Annotated in this window: 16 protein-coding genes; 8 read left to right on the top strand and 8 right to left on the bottom strand. The window is 75.1% G+C overall.

Annotation, left to right across the window (positions count from 1 at the left end):
* Window positions 1–192: 192 nt before the first annotated feature.
* Window positions 193–2,253 carry an ATP-binding domain-containing protein gene (locus tag ABZ956_RS18660; RefSeq protein ID WP_361894319.1) on the top strand — a complete coding sequence of 687 codons (2,061 nt, stop codon included), beginning with the start codon at window positions 193–195 and terminating at the stop codon, window positions 2,251–2,253.
* A gap of 86 nt (window positions 2,254–2,339) precedes the next feature.
* Here the strand turns inward: ABZ956_RS18660 and ABZ956_RS18665 are convergent, their stop codons facing one another.
* Window positions 2,340–2,960 carry a TetR/AcrR family transcriptional regulator gene (locus tag ABZ956_RS18665; RefSeq protein WP_361894322.1) on the bottom strand — a complete coding sequence of 207 codons (621 nt, stop codon included), beginning with the start codon at window positions 2,958–2,960 and terminating at the stop codon, window positions 2,340–2,342.
* Window positions 2,961–3,055: 95 nt separating this feature from the next.
* Here ABZ956_RS18665 and ABZ956_RS18670 point away from each other — a divergent pair, with 95 nt between their 5' ends.
* Window positions 3,056–4,105: an aldo/keto reductase gene (locus tag ABZ956_RS18670; protein ID WP_361894325.1), complete on the top strand. Its 1,050-nt coding sequence runs from the start codon at window positions 3,056–3,058 to the stop codon at window positions 4,103–4,105.
* Window positions 4,106–4,111: 6 nt separating this feature from the next.
* On the opposite strand, the gene ABZ956_RS18675 is transcribed toward ABZ956_RS18670, so the two are convergent.
* Window positions 4,112–4,810 (bottom strand): copper homeostasis protein CutC, encoded by a 699-nt coding sequence (locus tag ABZ956_RS18675; protein WP_361894328.1) that lies wholly within the window; start codon window positions 4,808–4,810, stop codon window positions 4,112–4,114.
* Between the two features lie 59 nt (window positions 4,811–4,869).
* Between ABZ956_RS18675 and ABZ956_RS18680 the strand changes: the two genes are divergently transcribed.
* Together ABZ956_RS18680 and ABZ956_RS18685 are read left to right on the top strand one after the other, a co-directional pair.
* The gene (locus ABZ956_RS18680; RefSeq protein WP_361894331.1) at window positions 4,870–5,538 is read left to right on the top strand and encodes a hypothetical protein; all 669 of its coding nucleotides are present in this window, start codon (window positions 4,870–4,872) and stop codon (window positions 5,536–5,538) included.
* Between the two features lie 102 nt (window positions 5,539–5,640).
* On the top strand, window positions 5,641–6,858 hold the full coding sequence (locus tag ABZ956_RS18685) for a Cmx/CmrA family chloramphenicol efflux MFS transporter (RefSeq protein ID WP_361894334.1): 1,218 nt from the start codon (window positions 5,641–5,643) through the stop codon (window positions 6,856–6,858).
* A 22-nt stretch (window positions 6,859–6,880) separates the two neighbouring features.
* Here ABZ956_RS18685 and ABZ956_RS18690 read toward each other — a convergent pair whose 3' ends face one another.
* Together ABZ956_RS18690 and ABZ956_RS18695 are read right to left on the bottom strand one after the other, a co-directional pair.
* The gene (locus tag ABZ956_RS18690; protein WP_361894337.1) at window positions 6,881–7,141 is read right to left on the bottom strand and encodes a DUF4031 domain-containing protein; all 261 of its coding nucleotides are present in this window, start codon (window positions 7,139–7,141) and stop codon (window positions 6,881–6,883) included.
* A gap of 18 nt (window positions 7,142–7,159) precedes the next feature.
* The gene (locus tag ABZ956_RS18695; protein WP_361894340.1) at window positions 7,160–7,522 is read right to left on the bottom strand and encodes a hypothetical protein; all 363 of its coding nucleotides are present in this window, start codon (window positions 7,520–7,522) and stop codon (window positions 7,160–7,162) included.
* Window positions 7,523–7,597: 75 nt separating this feature from the next.
* Between ABZ956_RS18695 and ABZ956_RS18700 the strand changes: the two genes are divergently transcribed.
* From ABZ956_RS18700 to ABZ956_RS18710, 3 genes are all read left to right on the top strand, one after another.
* Entirely contained in the window at window positions 7,598–8,527 is a 930-nt protein-coding gene (locus ABZ956_RS18700) for a MurR/RpiR family transcriptional regulator (RefSeq protein ID WP_361894667.1), read from the top strand.
* Between the two features lie 140 nt (window positions 8,528–8,667).
* A complete protein-coding gene (murQ, locus tag ABZ956_RS18705; RefSeq protein WP_361894343.1) occupies window positions 8,668–9,606 on the top strand; it encodes an N-acetylmuramic acid 6-phosphate etherase in 939 nt (312 codons plus the stop codon).
* Between the two features lie 32 nt (window positions 9,607–9,638).
* Window positions 9,639–11,078: a PTS transporter subunit EIIC gene (locus ABZ956_RS18710; RefSeq protein WP_361894346.1), complete on the top strand. Its 1,440-nt coding sequence runs from the start codon at window positions 9,639–9,641 to the stop codon at window positions 11,076–11,078.
* A gap of 14 nt (window positions 11,079–11,092) precedes the next feature.
* Here ABZ956_RS18710 and ABZ956_RS18715 read toward each other — a convergent pair whose 3' ends face one another.
* Entirely contained in the window at window positions 11,093–13,540 is a 2,448-nt protein-coding gene (locus ABZ956_RS18715; protein ID WP_361894348.1) for a helicase C-terminal domain-containing protein, read from the bottom strand.
* Window positions 13,541–13,694: 154 nt separating this feature from the next.
* Here ABZ956_RS18715 and ABZ956_RS18720 point away from each other — a divergent pair, with 154 nt between their 5' ends.
* Window positions 13,695–14,681 (top strand): hypothetical protein, encoded by a 987-nt coding sequence (locus ABZ956_RS18720; RefSeq protein WP_361894351.1) that lies wholly within the window; start codon window positions 13,695–13,697, stop codon window positions 14,679–14,681.
* A 2-nt stretch (window positions 14,682–14,683) separates the two neighbouring features.
* Here ABZ956_RS18720 and ABZ956_RS18725 read toward each other — a convergent pair whose 3' ends face one another.
* From ABZ956_RS18725 to ABZ956_RS18735, 3 genes are read right to left on the bottom strand one after another with little or no spacing between them, the layout of a single operon-like run.
* Window positions 14,684–15,517, bottom strand: a complete 834-nt coding sequence (locus ABZ956_RS18725) for an ABC transporter ATP-binding protein (protein ID WP_361894353.1) — start codon at window positions 15,515–15,517, stop codon at window positions 14,684–14,686.
* A complete protein-coding gene (locus tag ABZ956_RS18730) occupies window positions 15,514–16,572 on the bottom strand; it encodes an iron chelate uptake ABC transporter family permease subunit (RefSeq protein WP_361894356.1) in 1,059 nt (352 codons plus the stop codon). Before ABZ956_RS18730 ends, ABZ956_RS18725 begins: the two co-directional genes overlap by 4 nt.
* A complete protein-coding gene (locus ABZ956_RS18735) occupies window positions 16,569–17,600 on the bottom strand; it encodes an iron ABC transporter permease (protein WP_361894359.1) in 1,032 nt (343 codons plus the stop codon). Before ABZ956_RS18735 ends, ABZ956_RS18730 begins: the two co-directional genes overlap by 4 nt.
* Window positions 17,601–17,716 lie beyond the last annotated feature (116 nt).

Raw genomic sequence — 17,716 nt, forward strand, 5'->3', positions numbered from 1 at the left:
GCGTCCCCTACGGGAGATGGACGGCAACCCTGAGGGCCATCCGGGGGCGCGCGAAAATCGTTCGCGCGCCCCCGTTTTCGCTGGCTACAATCCACCCTTCCCGCCGCCTCCCGCCACGCTTACGGGAGCGCCGCCGTCCGGTCGGTAACCGGCGGCTTCCACTCGTTCCCCCGTACGCCTGGAGGCCCCGCCGTGCCCGCGCCGCAAGTGACCCACGCGACCGACCCCCTCGAGTGCGAGCGCGCCCATCTCGCGTCGTCCCGCGCCGCCCTGCGCGCCATGCGGGTCGACGTCGAGGCCCTCGACATCAAGGACGTCACCGCCAACTGGGTCAACGCCGCCGTCCTGGAGCGGCAGATCGACGAGCGGATCACCGCGCTCGCCGACCTCGCGCACACCCCGCTCTTCTTCGGCCGTCTGGACTATCTGCACGCGCCCGGCGCGGAAGCGGCCGAGGGGGCGGACGGCGAGCAGTTCTACATCGGGCGGCGGCACGTGCACGACGCGGCCGGCGACCCGATGGTCGTCGACTGGCGCGCGCCCGTGTCGCAGCCGTTCTACCGGGCCTCCAAGAAGGAGCCGATGGACGTCGGGCTGCGGCGCCGGTTCGGCTACACCGGCGGGGAGTTGACCGCGTACGAGGACGAGGACCTGACGGACACGGCGAGCGGCGATCAGACGAGCCGGCTGCTGCAGAGCGAGATCGAGCGGCCCCGCGTCGGGCCGATGCGCGACATCGTCGCGACGATCCAGCCGGAGCAGGACGAGATCGTACGGTCCGCGATCGGTGGCACCGTGTGTGTCCAGGGCGCCCCCGGCACCGGGAAGACGGCCGTCGGCCTGCACCGGGTCGCGTATCTGCTGTACGCCCACCGCGAGCGGCTCTCCCGCACCGGCACGCTGGTCATCGGGCCGAACCGCTCGTTCCTGCGGTACATCGAGCAAGTGCTCCCCGCGCTGGGTGAGTTGAACGTACGGCAGGCGACCGTCGCCGACCTGGTCGCCCACGTCGAGGTGCGCGGTACCGACTCGCCCGCCGCCGCCCGCGTCAAGGGCGACGCCCGCATGGCCGAGGTGCTGCGGCGCGCGGTGCGGTCCGGGGTGACGATGCCCGTCGAGCCGGTCGTCGTGGTGCGGGGCTCGCGGCGCTGGCGGGTGCCGGCGTACGAGATCGAGGAGATGGTGCGGGAGTTGCTCGCCCGCGACATCCGCTACGGCGCCGCGCGGGAGGCGCTGCCGCAGCGGATCGCGCACGCCGTGCTCGTACGGATGGAGGAGGCGGGCGAGGCCCCCGACGACCGGGTGCAGGACGCGGTGGCGCGCAACGCCGCCGTGAAGGCGGCGGTCAAGGTGCTGTGGCCGGCCGTCGACCCGGTGAAGCTGGTGCTGCGGCTGCTCTCCGACGCGGAGTTCCTCGCGGAGCACGCCGACGGGGTGCTGTCGCAGGACGAGCAGCGGGAGATCCTATGGGCACGCCCCGCCCGCGGCGTGCGGTCCGCCACGTGGTCGGCGGCGGACGCGGTACTGATCGACGAGGCCGCCGACCTCGTGGCGCGCACGCCCTCGCTGGGGCATGTGGTCCTCGACGAGGCGCAGGACCTGTCGCCCATGCAGTACCGGGCGGTGGGGCGCCGTTGCACGACCGGTTCGGCGACGATCCTGGGCGACCTGGCGCAGGGCACGACGCCGTGGGCCACGGACAGTTGGGAGGAGGCGCTGGCGCACCTGGGCAAGCCGGAGGCCGCCGTGGAGGAGCTGACGCAGGGCTTCCGGGTGCCGCGCGCGGTGATCGCGTACGCGTCGCGGCTGCTGCCGGCCATCGCGCCGGGGCTGGCGGAGGCCACGTCGGTGCGCGAGTCGGAGGGCGACTTCTCGGTGCGGGCCGTGGCGGCGGACGCGCTGGACGCGTCGGTGGTGGGCGCGTGCCGCGAGGCGCTGGAGCGGGAGGGATCGATCGGCCTCATCGCGGCCGACGCGCGCGTTCCCGTGCTGGCCGCGGCACTGGCGGCGGCCGGCCTGGCGTTCCTCGCCCCGGGCGAGGAGACGTCGGCGGACGCGCGGCTGACGCTCGTACCGGCGTCGCTCGCCAAGGGCCTGGAGTACGACTACGTGGTCCTCGACGAGCCGGCGACGGTGGTCGCCGGCGAACCGGACGAACGGACCGGCCTGCGGCGGCTGTACGTGGCACTGACGCGTGCGGTATCGGGACTGACGGTGCTGCACGCCCAGCCCCTGCCGGGGCTGCTGGCGTAGCGCCGGGGGTGTGCCTTGCGGCGCGGCCTGGCCTTGCAACGCAGCCCGGCCTGGCGGTGGCAATAGCCCGACGGTCCCGCCCGGCCCTACCGATCCGCCCGGACGAAGACCCCCGCCCGGGCCGCCGCGGTCGCGGCTTCGGCGGCGCGGTCCGCGGTGGGGTCGTCGAGTGGTTCGCCGGTGGTCAGCAGGCGGTAGTAGAGGGGGGCCGAGACCGCGCGGATGACCTCGTGGGTGTCGGTTCCTTCGGGGACCTCGCCTCGTTCGACGGCCTGGTGGACGCACGGGGCCCACTCCTCGACGCGGAGGGCGTAGAAGCGGTGGAGGGCCGCGGCCGTCTGTTCGTCGCAGGCGGCCGCGGCGATGACCGCCTTGAACAGTGCGCCCTGGCGCGCGTCGGCCAGCGTGCGCTGTACGAGTCGGGCGTTGGCGCGCAGGTCGCCCAGCAGTGTCCCGGTCCCCGTGCGCGGCAGGGACTGCTCGGCCATGTCCGCGAGCAGGTCGGCGACGAGGTGGGCGGGTGTTCCCCAGCGGCGGTACACGGTGGTCCTGCCGACCTCCGCGCGGCGGGCGATGTCCGCGAGGTCGAGGTGGGCGAAGCCGTGCTCCGCCAGTACGTCGCCGGCGGCCCGCAGGACCGCGGCCCGTACGCGCGCCGTGCGTCCGCCGGGCCGCACGCTGCCCGGGTCCACACTCTCTACTGGCATAACGGGACTCCTGTTCCATTAAGGGGGTGGACTCTGCTACGGTAAGCCCATCCTAACGGGACGAGAGTACCGTTAAAGCGGGAAGGGGAACGGCTGTGGAATACAGAAGGCTGGGCGCGTCGGGGCTCATGGTTCCGGCGCTGAGCTTCGGGGCGGGGACCTTCGGCGGGCAGGGGCGGCTGTTCGGCTCGTGGGGCACCACCGACGCGGACCAGGCGCGGCGCCTGCTGGACATCTGCCTGGAGGCGGGGGTCACGATGTTCGACACCGCCGACGTCTACTCCGGGGGCGCCTCGGAGGAGGTGCTCGGCGCCGCGATCAAGGGCCGCCGCGACCAGGTGATCCTCTCCACCAAGGCCGGCCTGCCGATGGGCGACGGCCCGGCGGACGCCGGCACCTCCCGGTCGCGCCTGGTCAAGGCCGTCGAGGACGCGCTGCGCCGCCTCGGCACGGACTACATCGACCTCTTCCAGCTGCACGCCTTCGACGCGGGAACGCCCGTCGAGGAGGTGCTCTCCACGCTCGACGACCTCGTACGCGCCGGAAAGCTCCGCTACACCGGCGTCTCGAACTTCGCGGGCTGGCAGCTGATGAAGTCGCTCGACGCCGCCGACCGGCACGGCCACCCGCGCTACGTGGCGCACCAGGTCTACTACTCCCTCGTGGGCCGCGACTACGAGTGGGAGCTGATGCCGCTCGCGCTCGACCAGGGCGTCGGCGCCGTCGTCTGGAGCCCGCTCGGCTGGGGCCGGCTCACCGGCAAGATCCGCCGCGGGCAGCCGCTCCCGGCCGGCAGCCGGCTGCACAACACGGCGGACGACGGCCCTCCGGTGGCGGAGGAGCTGCTGTTCCGCGTGGTCGACGCGCTGGAGGAGATCGCGCAGGAGACGGGCAGGACCGTGCCCCAGATCGCCCTCAACTGGCTGCTGCGGCGCCCGACCGTCTCGTCCGTCATCATCGGCGCCCGCGATGAGGCGCAGCTCCGGCAGAACCTCGGCGCCGTCGGCTGGAGCCTGACCGCCGATCAGGTGGCGCGGCTCGACGCCGCCAGCGCCACGACGGCTCCCTACCCCTACTACCCCTACGAGCGCCAGGAGGGCTTCGCCCGCCTCAACCCGCACCCGCTGCGTGGCGTGCGGGGCTGAGGCCGCCTACGCGTCCAGCGCCTCGCGCCAGGTGCGTACCGCGTCGGCGGAGACCGGGGCGTCCCAGCCGGCCGGGCGGGCCGCGCCGCCGATGTGGAAGCCCGTGATGCCCGCCGCGCGCAGCACGGGGACGTGCTTGAGCCGCAGGCCGCCGCCGACCAGGATCTGCGGTTCGTAGCCGGGCTCGTCGCAGCGGGCGGCCTCGGCGAGCAGGGTGGCGATGCCGTCGTCGACGCCCGAGGCGGAGCCGGCGGTGAGGTAGGTGTCCAGCCCCGGCTGGTCGGCGAGCTGCTTGCGCAGGGCGTCGCGGTCCGCCGCCCGGTCGATGGCCCGGTGGAACGTCCACCGGGCCCGCGGCCCGACGGCCTCGGCCAGGTCGGTGACGGCCGCCAGGTCGGCGCGTCCGTCGTCGGTGAGGAAGCCGAGGACGAACTCCCGCGCGCCCTCCGCGCGCAGCGCCCGCGCCTCCTCGCACAGCGCGGCGAGCGCCGCGGCGCCCCCGGCCGAGAAGCCGTCCGTGGCGCGCAGCATCACCCGTACGGGGATGTCGACGGCGGCCCGCACCGCGGCGAAGGTCTCCCGGGCCGGGGTGAGACCGTCGGCGGCCATGTCGCTGACCAGTTCGAGCCGGTCCGCACCTCCGGCCTGCGCCGCCACCGCGTCCGCGGGGCCGAGCGCGATCACCTCAAGAATTGGTCTAGACATGTAGTCAAGCCTGCCACACCCGCCGCTCGTGGTTAAAGCGGTACTCCACAATTGGACCCATGGCACTCACGCCCGAGCACCCGTCCGGCCTCCTGCACGAGGGGCTGCGCGCCCGCTGGCGGCAGACCGTCCGGCAGGTTCGCACCGTCGAGGAACCGGATCCCGGCCCGTACGCCGACGATCTTCTGGCCCGCTGGTCGGAGCCGCAGCGGCGCTATCACACCGTCGATCACCTCGCCGCCGTCCTCGGGCACCTCGACACGCTGGCCGCGCACGCCGACGACATCGAGACCGTGCGCCTGGCCGCCTGGTTCCACGACGCCGTCTACCGCCCCGACCGCTCCGAGAACGAGGAGCGCAGCGCCCACCTGTGCGAGCGGGCGCTGCCCGAGCTGGGGGTCGACGCGGCCCGTACGGCCGAGGTCGCCCGCCTCGTGCGACTCACGGTCAGTCATGATCCGGGCGCCGGGGACCGTGACGGCGAGACGCTGTGCGACGCGGACCTCGCCGTTCTCGGTGGGACACCGCGGGAGTACGCGGCGTACGCGGCGGCGGTACGCGAGGAGTACGGCTTCGTGCCCGACGAGGCGTTCCGCGCCGGGCGCGCCGAGGTGCTGCGGCACCTGCTGGGGCTGCCGCGGCTGTTCCGTACGCCGCTGGGGCACGACCGATGGGAGCTCCTGGCGCGCCGCAACCTCGCCACCGAGCTGGAGTTGCTCACCGCCTGAGCAACGGCCCGCGGATCTGGGGGATTACGTCCGCGGGGGCGCCTAGGGTCAGCCGGTATGCCGAACGCCAGCCCGAGCCGGACCGCACCCGCTCGTACACCCATGCCCCTCGCCGTCTACGTCCTCGGCCTCGCCGCCTTCGCCCTGGGCACCTCCGAATGCATGCTCTCCGGGCTGCTGCAGCCGCTCGCCCGCGACATGGGGGTCTCCATCCCCAAGGCGGGGCTGCTGGTCTCCGCCTTCGCGATAGGCATGGTCGTCGGCGCGCCCCTGCTGGCCGCCGCGACGCTGCGGCTGCCGCGCCGTACGACGCTGGTCATCCTCCTGATCGTCTTCGGGCTCGGGCAGGTGGCGGGGGCGCTCGCGCCCTCGTACGAGGTGCTGTTCGCGTCCCGGGTGGTGAGCGCGCTGGCGTGCGCGGGGTTCTGGGCGGTGGGCGCCGCGGTGGCCGTGTCGCTGGTGCCGGCGGGCGCCCGGGGACGGGCCATGGCGGTGATGGTCGGCGGGCTGTCGGTCGCCAACATCGCGGGCGTGCCGGCCGGGGCCTTCCTCGGCCAGCACGCGGGCTGGCGCGCCGCGTTCTGGGCGGTGGCCGCGCTCTCGGCGGTGGGCCTGGCCGGCGTCGTGGCGCTCGTACCGGCCACCGAGCCGCCCACGGGCGCGGACGCGCCGCGCCTGCGCAAGGAGCTGACGATCTACCGCGACCCGCAGGTGTGGCTCGCGCTGGCCACCACCGCGCTGAACGCCGCCGCCGTCTTCTGCCTCTTCTCCTACCTCGCCCCGCTGCTCACCGAGACCGCCCACCTGGACGAGAGCTGGGTGCCGACCGTGCTCGCCCTCTTCGGGGTGGGGGCGCTGATCGGCACCGCCGTCGGCGGGCGGATCGCCGACGCCCACCTCTTCGGCACGATGTACGGGGGGATCGCGGCCTCGGCCGTCATCCTCGCCGCCCTGGCGCTGACCGCGCAGTACCCGGCCGTGGCGGTCGTGCTGGCGCTGCTGCTGGGCGTCACGGACTTCCTCACGTCCCCGGCCCTCAACGCGCTGATGTTCGACGTCGCGCACGCCGCGCCGACGCTGGCCGGGGCGACGACGACGGCCGCCTTCAACATCGGCAACACGCTCGGCCCCTGGCTCGGCGGCCTCGTCATCACCGCCGGCTGGGGCTACCCGGCCGTCGCCTGGACGGGTGCCGTGCTGGCCGCGCTCGCGGTGGGCACGACCGCCGCGTCGTCCTGGCTGCGGCGCGGACCCTCCCGCGTGGTGGCGGGCGGCCCCGCGGCCGTACCGGAGGCGGCGCGGGCCCGGGCGGGGGACTGAGCGCGTACGGCCGGCGTCCCGGTCAGCGGCGCTTGGGCCTGCGCAGGCCCGCCGTCCGCAGCAGCCGCACCACGTCCTTGCTGCCCACCTCCACCGCGCCGAGCCGCACCGCCGCCTCGTACGACGTCGAGGGGATGTCGTAGTGGTCGCCGTCGAAGGCCCGCCCGGGGGCGCCCAGCAGGCCGGCGAAGGCGTGCAACTCCTCGAAGGAGACGTCGCTGATCAGGTGTGACCACATGCGACCATGACCGGCCCAGTTCGGCGGGTCGATGTAGAGGGTCATCGAGTCACCGTCACGCGCTCACCGGTGCAGGGCCGTTGCCAGCAACCCCACCGGTGCCACGAACACCGCCTGCTTCGTGCAGGCCCAGTGCGGGTCGGGGCCCAGCTCCGGCTCGACCTCCAGCGCGTGCGGGTCGCCCGAGTCCGTGCAGATGGGGCACAGCGGCCAGCGGCCGTGCCGCTCCAGCAGGGCGTCCTGGACGTCCTGGGCGACGAGGCCGGGGAGGAAGTCGACGCCCTCCGGCCACTGCTCGACCCACCACCGGCGGTGCGCGACCGCGTCCTCGACGAGCGAGACGACGTCGGCCTCGGCCACCTCACCCGCCACAAGGTCGGCGAGGACCAGCGCCCGTGCCGCATGCAGTGCCTGTTCGAGCTCCATATGACCCATTGTCGGTGGCCCGGAGGGTTGACGGCACACCGGGCCGAAAATACCTTTCGGAAGGTGAGCAGCAAGGTGAAAGAAACTTCCGGCTCCTCCCGTCCCCCGGGTCCTGTGCCCACCCCGACGCCCCCCGCGGCGCTGGCGGCCAAGGTCCGTACGCTCGCCCCGTCCATGACCCGCTCCATGCAGCGGGTGGCGGAGACCGTGGCGGGCGACCCGGCGGGCTCCGCCGCGCTCACCGTCACCGGCCTCGCGGAGCGTACGGGCACGAGCGAGGCCACCGTCGTGCGCACCGCCCGCATCCTCGGCTACCCCGGCTACCGCGACCTGCGGCTCGCGCTGGCCGCGCTGGCCGCCGAGCGGGCGGCCGGCCGGGCCCCCGCGGTCACCGCTGACATCGCCGTCGACGACCCGCTGGCCAGCGTCGTCGCCAAGCTCGCCCAGGAGGAGGCACAGTGCCTGGCGGACACCGCCGCCGGGCTCGACACCGCCGCGCTGGAGGCGGCCGTCGGCGCGCTCGCGGGCGCCCGGCGCATCGACGTCTACGGCATCGGCGCCTCCAACCTCGTCGGCCAGGACCTCGTGCAGAAGCTGCTGCGCATCGGCCTGATCGCGCACGCGCCTTCCGACCCGCACCTGGCCGTCACCAACGCCGTCCAGCTGCGCTCGGGGGACGTGGCGATCGCCATCACCCACTCCGGGCGCACCACCGACGTCATCGAGCCGCTGCGGGTCGCCTTCGAGCACGGCGCGACGACGGTGGCGATCACCGGCCGGCCGCAGGGGGAGATCGCCCAGTACGCGGACCACATCCTCACCACGTCCTCCGCACGGGAGAGTGAGCTGCGGCCTGCGGCCATGTCGAGCCGCACCAGCCAGCTTCTCGTGGTGGACTGCCTGTTCATCGGCGTCGCCCAGCGCACGTACGAGAGCGCGGCGCCCGCCCTGTCCGCGTCGTACGAGGCGCTGGCGCACCGGCACGACCCGCGCGACCGGCGCTGAACGGCCCGGACAGCCCGGCCCGCGCGGGCCGACAGGGCCCCATCGACACGGATCGAAACGGTGCGACACGGATCGACTCGGATCGACCCGGACCTCTACGGAACCGCCACGGACATCGACACGGAGAAGAGCCGCCAGCCATGACCTCGACCGCTGCCTTCGCCGCCCTCCGCGCCCAGCTCGCGACGCTCACCACCGAGGCGTTCCGCGCCGACCTCGCCGACATCGACCAGCTGCCCACCCAGGCCATCGCCAAGATCATGAACGCCGAGGACGCGACGGTGGCCGGCGCCGTCGCCGAGCGGCTCCCCGAGATCGCGGCCGCCATCGACGCGACCGCCGCCCGGATGGCCCGCGGCGGGCGCCTGATCTACGCGGGCGCCGGCACCGCCGGCCGGCTCGGGGTGCTGGACGCCAGCGAGTGCCCGCCGACCTTCAACACCGACCCCGAGCAGGTCGTCGGCCTGATAGCGGGCGGTCCGCACGCCCTGATCTCGGCCGTCGAGGGCGCCGAGGACAGCGACGGGCTGGCCGCCGCGGACCTGGACGCGCTGAAGGTCACCGCCGACGACACCGTCGTCGGCGTCTCCGCCTCCGGCCGCACCCCCTACGCCGTCGGCGCCGTCCGGCACGCCCGCACGATCGGGGCGCTCACCATCGGCCTGTCCTGCAACGCCCGCTCCGAGCTGGGCGCGGCCGCCGAGCACGGCATCGAGGTCGTCGTGGGGCCCGAACTGCTCACCGGGTCGACGCGGTTGAAGGCCGGCACGGCACAGAAGCTCGTCCTCAACATGCTCTCGACCATCACGATGATCCGGCTGGGCAAGACCTACGGAAACCTGATGGTCGACGTCCGCGCCTCGAACGAGAAGCTGCGCGCCCGCTCGCGGCGCATCGTCTCCCTCGCCACGGGCGCGGCGGACGCGGAGATCGAGGCCGCGCTGGCCGCGACCGACGGCGAGGTGAAGAACGCCATCCTCGTCCTCCTCGGCGACGTCGACGGCCCCACCGCCGCCCGCCTCCTGGCGGAGTCGCACGGCCACCTGCGCGCGGCCCTGCGCGCGTCCGCACCCGACTGACGTACCGTCACGCACCCGAGAAGCAAGGCCCCATGCCGGCACCCGACGACAGCGACGACAGCGACCACAGCGACGACAAGTACGGCGCCACCGCCGCCGCGCTCCTGCCCCTCCTCGGGGGCGCCGCCAACCTGCTCTCCGTCACCAACTGCATGACCCGCCTGCGCGTGGAGGTCCGGGACCGCTCCCTGGTCCGGGGCGACGCGCTGCGGACGCTGCCGGGCGTCCTGGGCGTGGTGGAGGACGCGCGGGCGTACCAGATCGTGCTCGGCCCGGGCACGGTCGCACGGGTGGCCCCCGAGCTGGAGCGGCTGACCGCCGCCACCGGGCTGAGCGCCGAGGCGCTGGCCGAGCGCGGCGCGGAGCTCAGGCAGGGGCGACGGGAGCGCAACGCCACGCCCTTCAAGCTGTTCCTGCGCCGCGTCGCGCACATCTTCGTGCCGCTGATCCCCGCCCTGATCGGCTGCGGCATCATCGCCGGCGTCGCGGGCCTGCTCGCCAACCTGCACTGGCTGCCCTCGCTCGTTCCGGCGCTGAACGCCATCGCCTCCGGCTTCATGTCGCTCATCGCGGTCTTCGTCGGCTACCAGACGGCCAAGGAGTTCGGCGGCACGCCCATCCTGGGCGGCGCGGTCGCGGCCGTCGTCGTCCACCCCGGCGTCACGCAGGTCGACGCCTTCGGCCAGAAGCTCTCACCCGGCCAGGGCGGGGTCCTCGGCGCCCTGGCCGCGGCGCTGCTGGCGGTGTACGTGGAGCGGGCCTGCCGCCGCCTGGTGCCCGAGGCCCTGGACGTCCTGCTCACGCCGTTCCTCACCGTGCTGCTGCCGGGCCTGGTCACGCTGTACGGGCTGATGTCCGCGGCCGGCGAGGTCTCCTCGGCCATCGGCCGCTTCGCGGACGGGCTCCTGGCCCACGGCGGCGCGGCGGCCGGCTTCGTCCTGGGCGGCCTCTTCCTGCCCCTGGTCATGCTGGGCCTGCACCAGGCCCTGATCCCCATCCACACCACCCTGATCAGCGAGCAGGGCCACACCGTCCTGCTGCCCATCCTCGCCATGGCCGGCGCCGGGCAGGTCGGCGCGGCCCTGGCCGTCTACGTCCGCCTCTCCGGCAACACCTCGGTCCGTAAGATCATCCGCTCGGCGCTGCCGGCCGGCGTCCTCGGCATCGGCGAGCCCCTGATCTACGGGGTGTCGCTGCCGCTGGGCCGGCCCTTCGTCACGGCGTGCGTGGGCGGCGCGTTCGGTGGCGGCCTGGTCGGGCTCCTCCACCAGTACGGCGCCACCTGCGGCGCGACGGCCATCGGCCCCTCCGGCTGGGCCCTCTTCCCGCTGCTCAAGGGCGCCCACGGGCTCGCGGAGGCGGTGGCCGTCTACGGCGCGGGGCTGCTGGTGGGGTACGTGGTGGGGTTCGCGGCGACGTACTTCTTCGGGCTGAGCGCGCGGCTGCGGGCGGAGGCGGGGGCCGGCCCCTGAGCGGGCAGGCCCCGTCAGACGACGTCGTCCGCCAGCTCCGCCACGCCCGTGATGCGGTGCAGCGGATAGGTGCGCACCTCGTCGGCCGTGTGGTCGTACGCGGTGACGAAGCCGCCCTCCACGCGGATGGGGGCGATGACGCGCTGGCTGGCGGCGCCGTCGGCGTTGACGTAGCCGATCCACACCGCCTCCCCGGTCAGCACGGCCGCCTGGACCGTGGCCAGGGTGTCGGCCGACGTCGTGCGGGGCAGTCCGCCGGCGGTCGGGGCGGCGGCCGGGGCCGGCTTGCGGGGCGTGGTGGAGGCCAGGTCGCCGGCGCGGATCGCGCGGACGGCGGCGCCCAGGAGGGTGGCGTCCGGGACGGGCGGGCCGTCCGGGACCGGCGCGGGAGCCGTGCGCGGGGGCGTGCGGTGCACGTCGGCGCGGGTGACGACCACATCGCCCTCCGCCGACTCCGCCGCCGGGGCGTAGCCCATCGCGCGCAGGCCCTCCAGGAGGGTGTCGGGGGCGACCTGGGCGGCCAGGACCGTCGCCGCCAGGCGGCGCAGCCGCAGTGGCGCCGAACGGCGGTCGGCGAGGATCTCGGCCAGCACCGCCTCGTCGTCGCAGCGCAGGTACGAGGAGGCGGCGCCCACCCGCAGTCGGCCGTGGCGGCGGGCCACGTCGTCGATGAGGTAGGCCAGCGGCTGCGGCACGGGCGTACGGGAGTGCTCGGTCAGGAACGCCCGCAGGTCCGCGGCCGTGCGGCCGGCGTCCAGGGCGCGGCGCACCGACTCGGGCGTGAAGCGGTAGACCGTCGCACCGCCCTTGGACTCGATGTCCGCCAGCACCGACAGGGTCTGCGCCAGCGGGCGGCGCAGCGGGCCGGGCGCCACGGCGGTCAGGTCGGCCTGGAGCAGGATGTGGTCCAGGGGCTGGGGCAGCAGCGGTGCCAGCACCCCGCCCGCGGCCGGCGGGTCGAGCAGGAGCGCCCGGCCGTGGCCGGACAGCGCGCCCCGGCTCGTCACGCCCAGCTGTTCCGCCTCCGCCAGCGTCCACAGCGCCAGCCGCGAGCGGAGGTCGTCCGTCGCCGTGCGCGGCGGGCGCTCCCACTGCAGCCGGGCCAGCAGCGTGTCCGCCGAGACGGACGCCCCTTCGGGCAGCTCGGCGAGCAGGGCCAGCACCCGGCGGCGCACCTCGGGGGCCGGGCCGCGGTCCAGGTCCGGTCCCAGCGCCGCCAGCGTGCGGCCCTTCGCGTCCCGCTCGCCGGCCAGGCCCGGGGTGCGGGTGGTCGCCAGCCACGCGCCGGCCAGCCGCGTCCAGCGCTGCTCGGCCGGCAGCAGCAGCCAGTCGTCGTAGGCGGGGGTGGGCGCGTACCGCTCGTCGACGTCGCCGTCGGAGGCCAGCAGCCCCGCCGCGTAGGCGAGCTCCGCCCAGAAGGCGGCGGCCGGCTCGGTCGTCTCCAGGACGGCCGCGGCGCGCTTGAGGTCACGGACGCTCAGGCCGCCCGCGCGCAGCACGAGCGGGCCCGTGCCCTCCCACTCCTTGAGCAGCTCCTCCACGGTCGACAGGGCCGTGAACGCCTGCCCGGCGGCCGTCGCGTCGACCACCCGCGCGGAGTGCTCGGTGACGGGCGCGAGCTCCGGGGCCACCGGCTCGGGGGCGCGGTGCGCGCGCCCGGCGCGCAGATGCAGGGCCGCCTCACGGGGCAGCACCACGTTGCCCGGACCGGTGGACAGCAGCAGACCGCGGTCCATCAGCCAGCGCAGATGCGGGGCGGGCTCGGCGGTGACCGTGCCGTACGGCGGGCCCCACACCAGCTTGCCGAGGACGGCGGTGGCCTCGGCCGGGGCCCCGGCCAGCAGCGCCGCCATGCGCGTACGGTCGCCGAACAGCCCGGTCAGGGCGGCGACGGCCGTCACCGGATCGTGGGTGGCGGGCAGCCCCGCCGCCGCGATGATCTCCTGCAGCCGGCCCGGCGACATCCCGGCCGTGGCCTCGGCGACCGTCGGCCCCAGACCCGTGGGGGAGGGGTGCGCCGGGCTGGGCGCGAGCAGCTCACGGGCGGTGCGCACCAGCCGCAGCCGCTCCTCGCCGCCCCACACCAGCGCCTGCTCGCGCAGGGCCGCGAGGGCACGCGGCAGGGCGGCGGCGATGCGCGGGTCGGCGCCCTCCGCGCCCGGGTCGCCGGTCATGAGCGCGGCGAGCGTGTCGTACGAGCAGGGGTCCGGGGCCACCGCGAGCGCCTCCGCGACCTGCAGCGCGAACCGGTCCAGCCGGTCCAGCGCGCGGACCACCGAGGCCCGGGTGGAGGCCCGGGTGGCGAGCTGGGTGAGGTCGCCGGGCACGGGGTTGAGCAGGTCGGGCCGCGCGCGCAGCAGGCCCGCCAGCGCGTCGTCGGGCCGCGTGCGCAGCTCTTCCGCGAGCGTGCGCGGTGCGCTGCCGCTGCCGGCGGTGCTTCCGGTCTCCCGCGAAGTGGTCATTCTGCTTACGGTACCGGGTCCGCGCCGGCCGGCCCCGGCTTCGGCCCGCGCCTGCCCCGCTTGGCTCCCCGCTTGCCCCGTGCCCCACGACCGGTGGGCGCGGACCCGGTACCTTCGGTGGGGTTCGACGGCTCGTGCGGTCTTGGGGGTTCCGGTGGGGATCGAGAGCGATCAGCTCGTTTACGACTATCTGAGCAGGGTCGGGGACCTCGCCCAGAGACAGTCCCTCACCTCGGGCGACCGCATGCGCCTGGTCTCCCGGCTGCGCGCCGAGATCGAGCGGCGCCGGGCGGCCGAGGGCGCCGACACCCCCACCGCCGTCCAGCGCATCCTCGACGGGCTGGGCACCCCCGCCGAGGCCGTCGCCGGCGCCGACGGCATCCTCGACGGCCTGGGGGCCGCCGCCGAGACGGGCCGGGTGCCCGTGCAACGACGGAACGACCAGACGCCCGCCCCCGCCCGCGCGTCCCGCACCGCCGGGGCGCTGCCGCCGCACCTGGCGACGGAGGAGGAGCTGCGCCCGCACGGCGGCGACGTCCCGGAGGGCTGGGGGCTGGAGCCCGGACCGTTCGTGGGCGGCGACGAGGTGCACGGCTTCGTCGGCGGCATCGAGATCCCCGACATGCTCAGGCCACCGGAGGCGGCCCGGCGGGCGGCGGACCGGGAGGCGGCCCCGGCCGCGCCGGAGAAACAGCAGGACAAGCACCAGGGCGACCAGGCGGACCAGCAGGCGGCGAAGCGGCCCGAGGACGAGCCGGCCGATACCGAGGGCCGCCGCTTCAGCTTCTGGCGCTCGCGCGCCGGCGTGCCCATGAGCCCGCTGCTCCTGCTGGTCGCGGTCCTGCTCGTGACCGGCGCCGTCATCGGCAACTGGATCGTGCTCGTCGCGGGCTGGGCCCTGGCCTACGTCACGCGCCGCCTCACCCAGACGGAGTCGAAGCTGGCCGTGCTGGGCGTGCCCGGGCTGGTGGTCGCGGGCGGTCTGGTGTGGCTGTGGGGACGCGTGAACGGACGCTGGGGCGACCCCATACCGCAGGGGGAGATGGGGGCGGCGCTGGCCGACACGCTCCCGGTGGTGGTGAAGGTGGCGGCGGTGGCCTCGGCGGCGTTCGTGCTCTGGCGCGCGCGCAAGCCGGGCTGACGTCAGCCGCCGGAGCCCTCCCGGGGCGGCCCCCACGGCCGCCCCGGCACCACCAGCGGGCTGCCCGTCACCGGGTCCGGCACGACCACCGACTCCAGGCCGAACACCTCGCGCACCAGATCCGCCGTGACGACCTCGGCCGGCCGCCCCTGGGCGACGATCCGCCCCGCCTTCATCGCCACCAGATGATCCGCGTAGCGCGCCGCCTGGTTCAGGTCGTGCAGCACCGCCACCACCGTCCGCCCCCGCTCGTGGTTGAGCTGCCGGATCAGGTCCAGGACCTCCACCTGGTGGGAGATGTCCAGATACGTCGTCGGCTCGTCCAGGAGCAGCAGATCCGTCTCCTGCGCCAGCGCCATCGCGATCCACACGCGCTGCCGCTGGCCGCCGGAGAGCTCGTCCACCGGCCGGTCGGCCAGCGCCGAGACGTCCGTACGGGCCATGGCGTCCGCCACCGCCCGCTCGTCGGCCTCCGACCACTGCTGCCACCAGCGCTGGTGCGGCTGCCGGCCGCGGGCGACCAGATCGGCCACCGTGATGGCCTCCGGCGCCACCGGCGTCTGCGGGAGCAGGCCCAGCGACCGGGCTATGCGGCGCGTGGGCATGTGCGCCAGCTCCTCGCCGTCGAGGAGGACCGTGCCCCGGGCCGGCTTCAGCAGCCGGCCCAGCGCGCGCAGCAGCGTCGACTTCCCGCACGCGTTGGGGCCCACGACGACCGTGACCTCGCCGTCCGGAACGGCCAGGTCCAGCCCGTCCACGACCGTGCGGTCCTCGTAGGAGAGGGTCAGGTCGCGCGCGGTGAGGCGGCTCGCCGCCAGGACGTCGGTCGTGCTCACGCTCTTCCTCCGGTGCGGCTGCGGACGATCAGCCAGATCAGGTACGGGGCGCCCACGGCGGCGGTCAGCACGCCCACCGGCAGCTCCGTCGGTTCGAACAGCTTGCGGCCCAGCAGGTCCGCCGTGACGACGATGAACGAGCCCGTCAGCGCCGAGCACACCAGCGGGATCTGCGCCGTACGCGTCATACGGCGGGCGATCTGCGGGGCGAGCAGCGCCACGAAGTCCACCGGGCCGGCCGCGCCCGTGGCCACCGAGGCGAGGACGACGCCCAGCAGCGCCAGCCCGAGCCGCACCCGGTCCAGCCGTACGCCGAGCGCGGTCGCGGTGTCGTCGTCCATGGACACCGTGCGCTGCGCCCGCGCCGCCCAGCACACGAACGGGGCCAGCAGGAGCAGGGTCCAGGCCAGCGGGGCCGCCTCGTCCCAGCCGCGGGCGTTGAGCGAGCCGGTCATCCACACCTTGGCCTGCTGGGCGACCAGGTAGTCGCCCTTGGTGAGGAAGAGGTGGGTGACCGAGCGCAGCGCGACCGCGAAGCCGATGCCGATCAGGACGTAGCGGGCGGCCTGCAGTCCGCCGCGCCAGGCGAAGACGTAGCCGAGCGCCGCCGCCAGGAGCCCGCCGGCCACGGACAGATAGGGGAGCGTGGCGTAGGAGGTCACGCCGAAGGTCATCGCGCCGACCGTCAGCGCGCTCGCGCCCTGGCTCACGCCGATGATGTCGGGGCTGGCCAGCGGGTTGCGGGCCACGGTCTGGATGAGGGCGCCGGCGATGCCGAAGGCCGCTCCGGCCAGCAGGCCCACCGTCATCCGGGGCAGCCGGAAGGTGCCCACGGTGAGCTCCTCCGGGGACGGCTGCCCGAACAGCACCTTCAGCGCCTCGCCGGGCGCCGTCCACGTCTTGCCCGTGCACAGGTACAGCAGGCACACGGCGGCCAGCAGCACGGCCAGGCCCAGCGCGACGGCCGCGGCCCGGCGGTGGACGAGGAAGGAGCTCCGCCCGGCCCGCACCAGCGCGTACCCGGCAGGCCGGGCACCGTGGGATATCGCGCTCACGCCGCCACCGCCTTGCGGCGCACCAGCGTGACGAGGAACGGCAGGCCGATCAGCGCGGTCATCACACCGGACGGCACCTCGCTGTTGGCGTAGATCACGCGGCCGGCGACGTCGGCGCCCAGCAGCAGGACCGGGCCGACGAGCGCGGCCATCGGCAGGATCCAGCGGTGGTCGTTGCCGACGATCGCGCGGGCGATGTGCGGCACGGCCAGCCCCAGGAAGACGATCGGGCCCGCGGCCGCGACACCGACGCCGGTGAGCACCACCGCGCCCAGCCCGCCGACGACGCGTACGAGCGCCACGTTCTGGCCCAGCCCCGTGGCGACGTCCTCGCCCAGCGCGAGCGCGTCCAGGCCGCGCGCCACCGACACCACCATCACGGCGCCCACCAGCAGGAACGGCCAGATCTGGCCCACGATGTCCGCGTCCCGCCCGGCGATCGAGCCGACCTGCCAGAAGCGGAACTCGTCCAGCGCCGACGCCTTGGTGGTCAGGACGCCGGAGATGACGGAGACCAGCAGCGCGTTGATCGCGGCACCGGCCAGCGCCAGCTTCACCGGCGAGGCCCCGCCCCGCCCGCGCGAGGCGACCGCGTAGACGCCCACGCCGGCGACGGCGGCCCCGACGAACGCGAACCACACATAGCCGCTCAGCGTGTGCAGGTCGGCGACGGCGATCGCCAGCACCACGCCCAGCGAGGCGCCCTGACTGATGCCCAGGATGCTGGGGTCGGCGATCGGATTGCGGGTGATGCCCTGCATGACCGTCCCCGCCATGGCGAGGGCCGCGCCGACCATCACACCGATCAGCGTGCGGGGCAGCCGCATGCTGCGCACGATGACGGTCGCCTTGTCACTGCCGTCATGCAGTAGCGCGTGCAGGACCTGGGACGGTGCCACGGGGCGGCTGCCCACGGCGAGGCTGAGCAGGACCGCGACCAGCAGGGCGGCGACCGCGGCCGCCGTCCAGCCGACGCGGCGGCGGACCGGGGACGGTCCGGGGCTGCTGATAGGGACGGCGGCTGACATCGTTTCCACTTCGGCGGGCGGCTCGGGGCGAGCCTCGGCTGCTGGATCCGGCCGGATCCTGCCCGCCCTGGCCGGATACAGCCCAGGTCAGGCGACGCTCAGTGTACGGGTGGGGG

Source organism: Streptomyces sp. NPDC046261, from assembly GCF_040646235.1.
In the GTDB taxonomy this organism is placed as follows: domain Bacteria; phylum Actinomycetota; class Actinomycetes; order Streptomycetales; family Streptomycetaceae; genus Streptomyces.

Bases quoted from the DNA above. Each gene is read 5' to 3' on its own strand.
- ABZ956_RS18665 (WP_361894322.1), bottom strand. From the start codon at position 2,960: ATGCCAGTAGAGAGTGTGGACCCGGGCAGCGTGCGGCCCGGCGGACGC.
- ABZ956_RS18675 (WP_361894328.1), bottom strand. From the start codon at position 4,810: ATGTCTAGACCAATTCTTGAGGTGATCGCGCTCGGCCCCGCGGACGCG.
- ABZ956_RS18680 (WP_361894331.1), top strand. From the start codon at position 4,870: ATGGCACTCACGCCCGAGCACCCGTCCGGCCTCCTGCACGAGGGGCTG.
- ABZ956_RS18685 (WP_361894334.1), top strand. From the start codon at position 5,641: ATGCCCCTCGCCGTCTACGTCCTCGGCCTCGCCGCCTTCGCCCTGGGC.
- ABZ956_RS18690 (WP_361894337.1), bottom strand. From the start codon at position 7,141: ATGACCCTCTACATCGACCCGCCGAACTGGGCCGGTCATGGTCGCATG.
- ABZ956_RS18695 (WP_361894340.1), bottom strand. From the start codon at position 7,522: ATGGAGCTCGAACAGGCACTGCATGCGGCACGGGCGCTGGTCCTCGCC.
- murQ (WP_361894343.1), top strand. From the start codon at position 8,668: ATGACCTCGACCGCTGCCTTCGCCGCCCTCCGCGCCCAGCTCGCGACG.
- ABZ956_RS18710 (WP_361894346.1), top strand. From the start codon at position 9,639: ATGCCGGCACCCGACGACAGCGACGACAGCGACCACAGCGACGACAAG.
- ABZ956_RS18715 (WP_361894348.1), bottom strand. From the start codon at position 13,540: ATGACCACTTCGCGGGAGACCGGAAGCACCGCCGGCAGCGGCAGCGCA.
- ABZ956_RS18735 (WP_361894359.1), bottom strand. From the start codon at position 17,600: ATGTCAGCCGCCGTCCCTATCAGCAGCCCCGGACCGTCCCCGGTCCGC.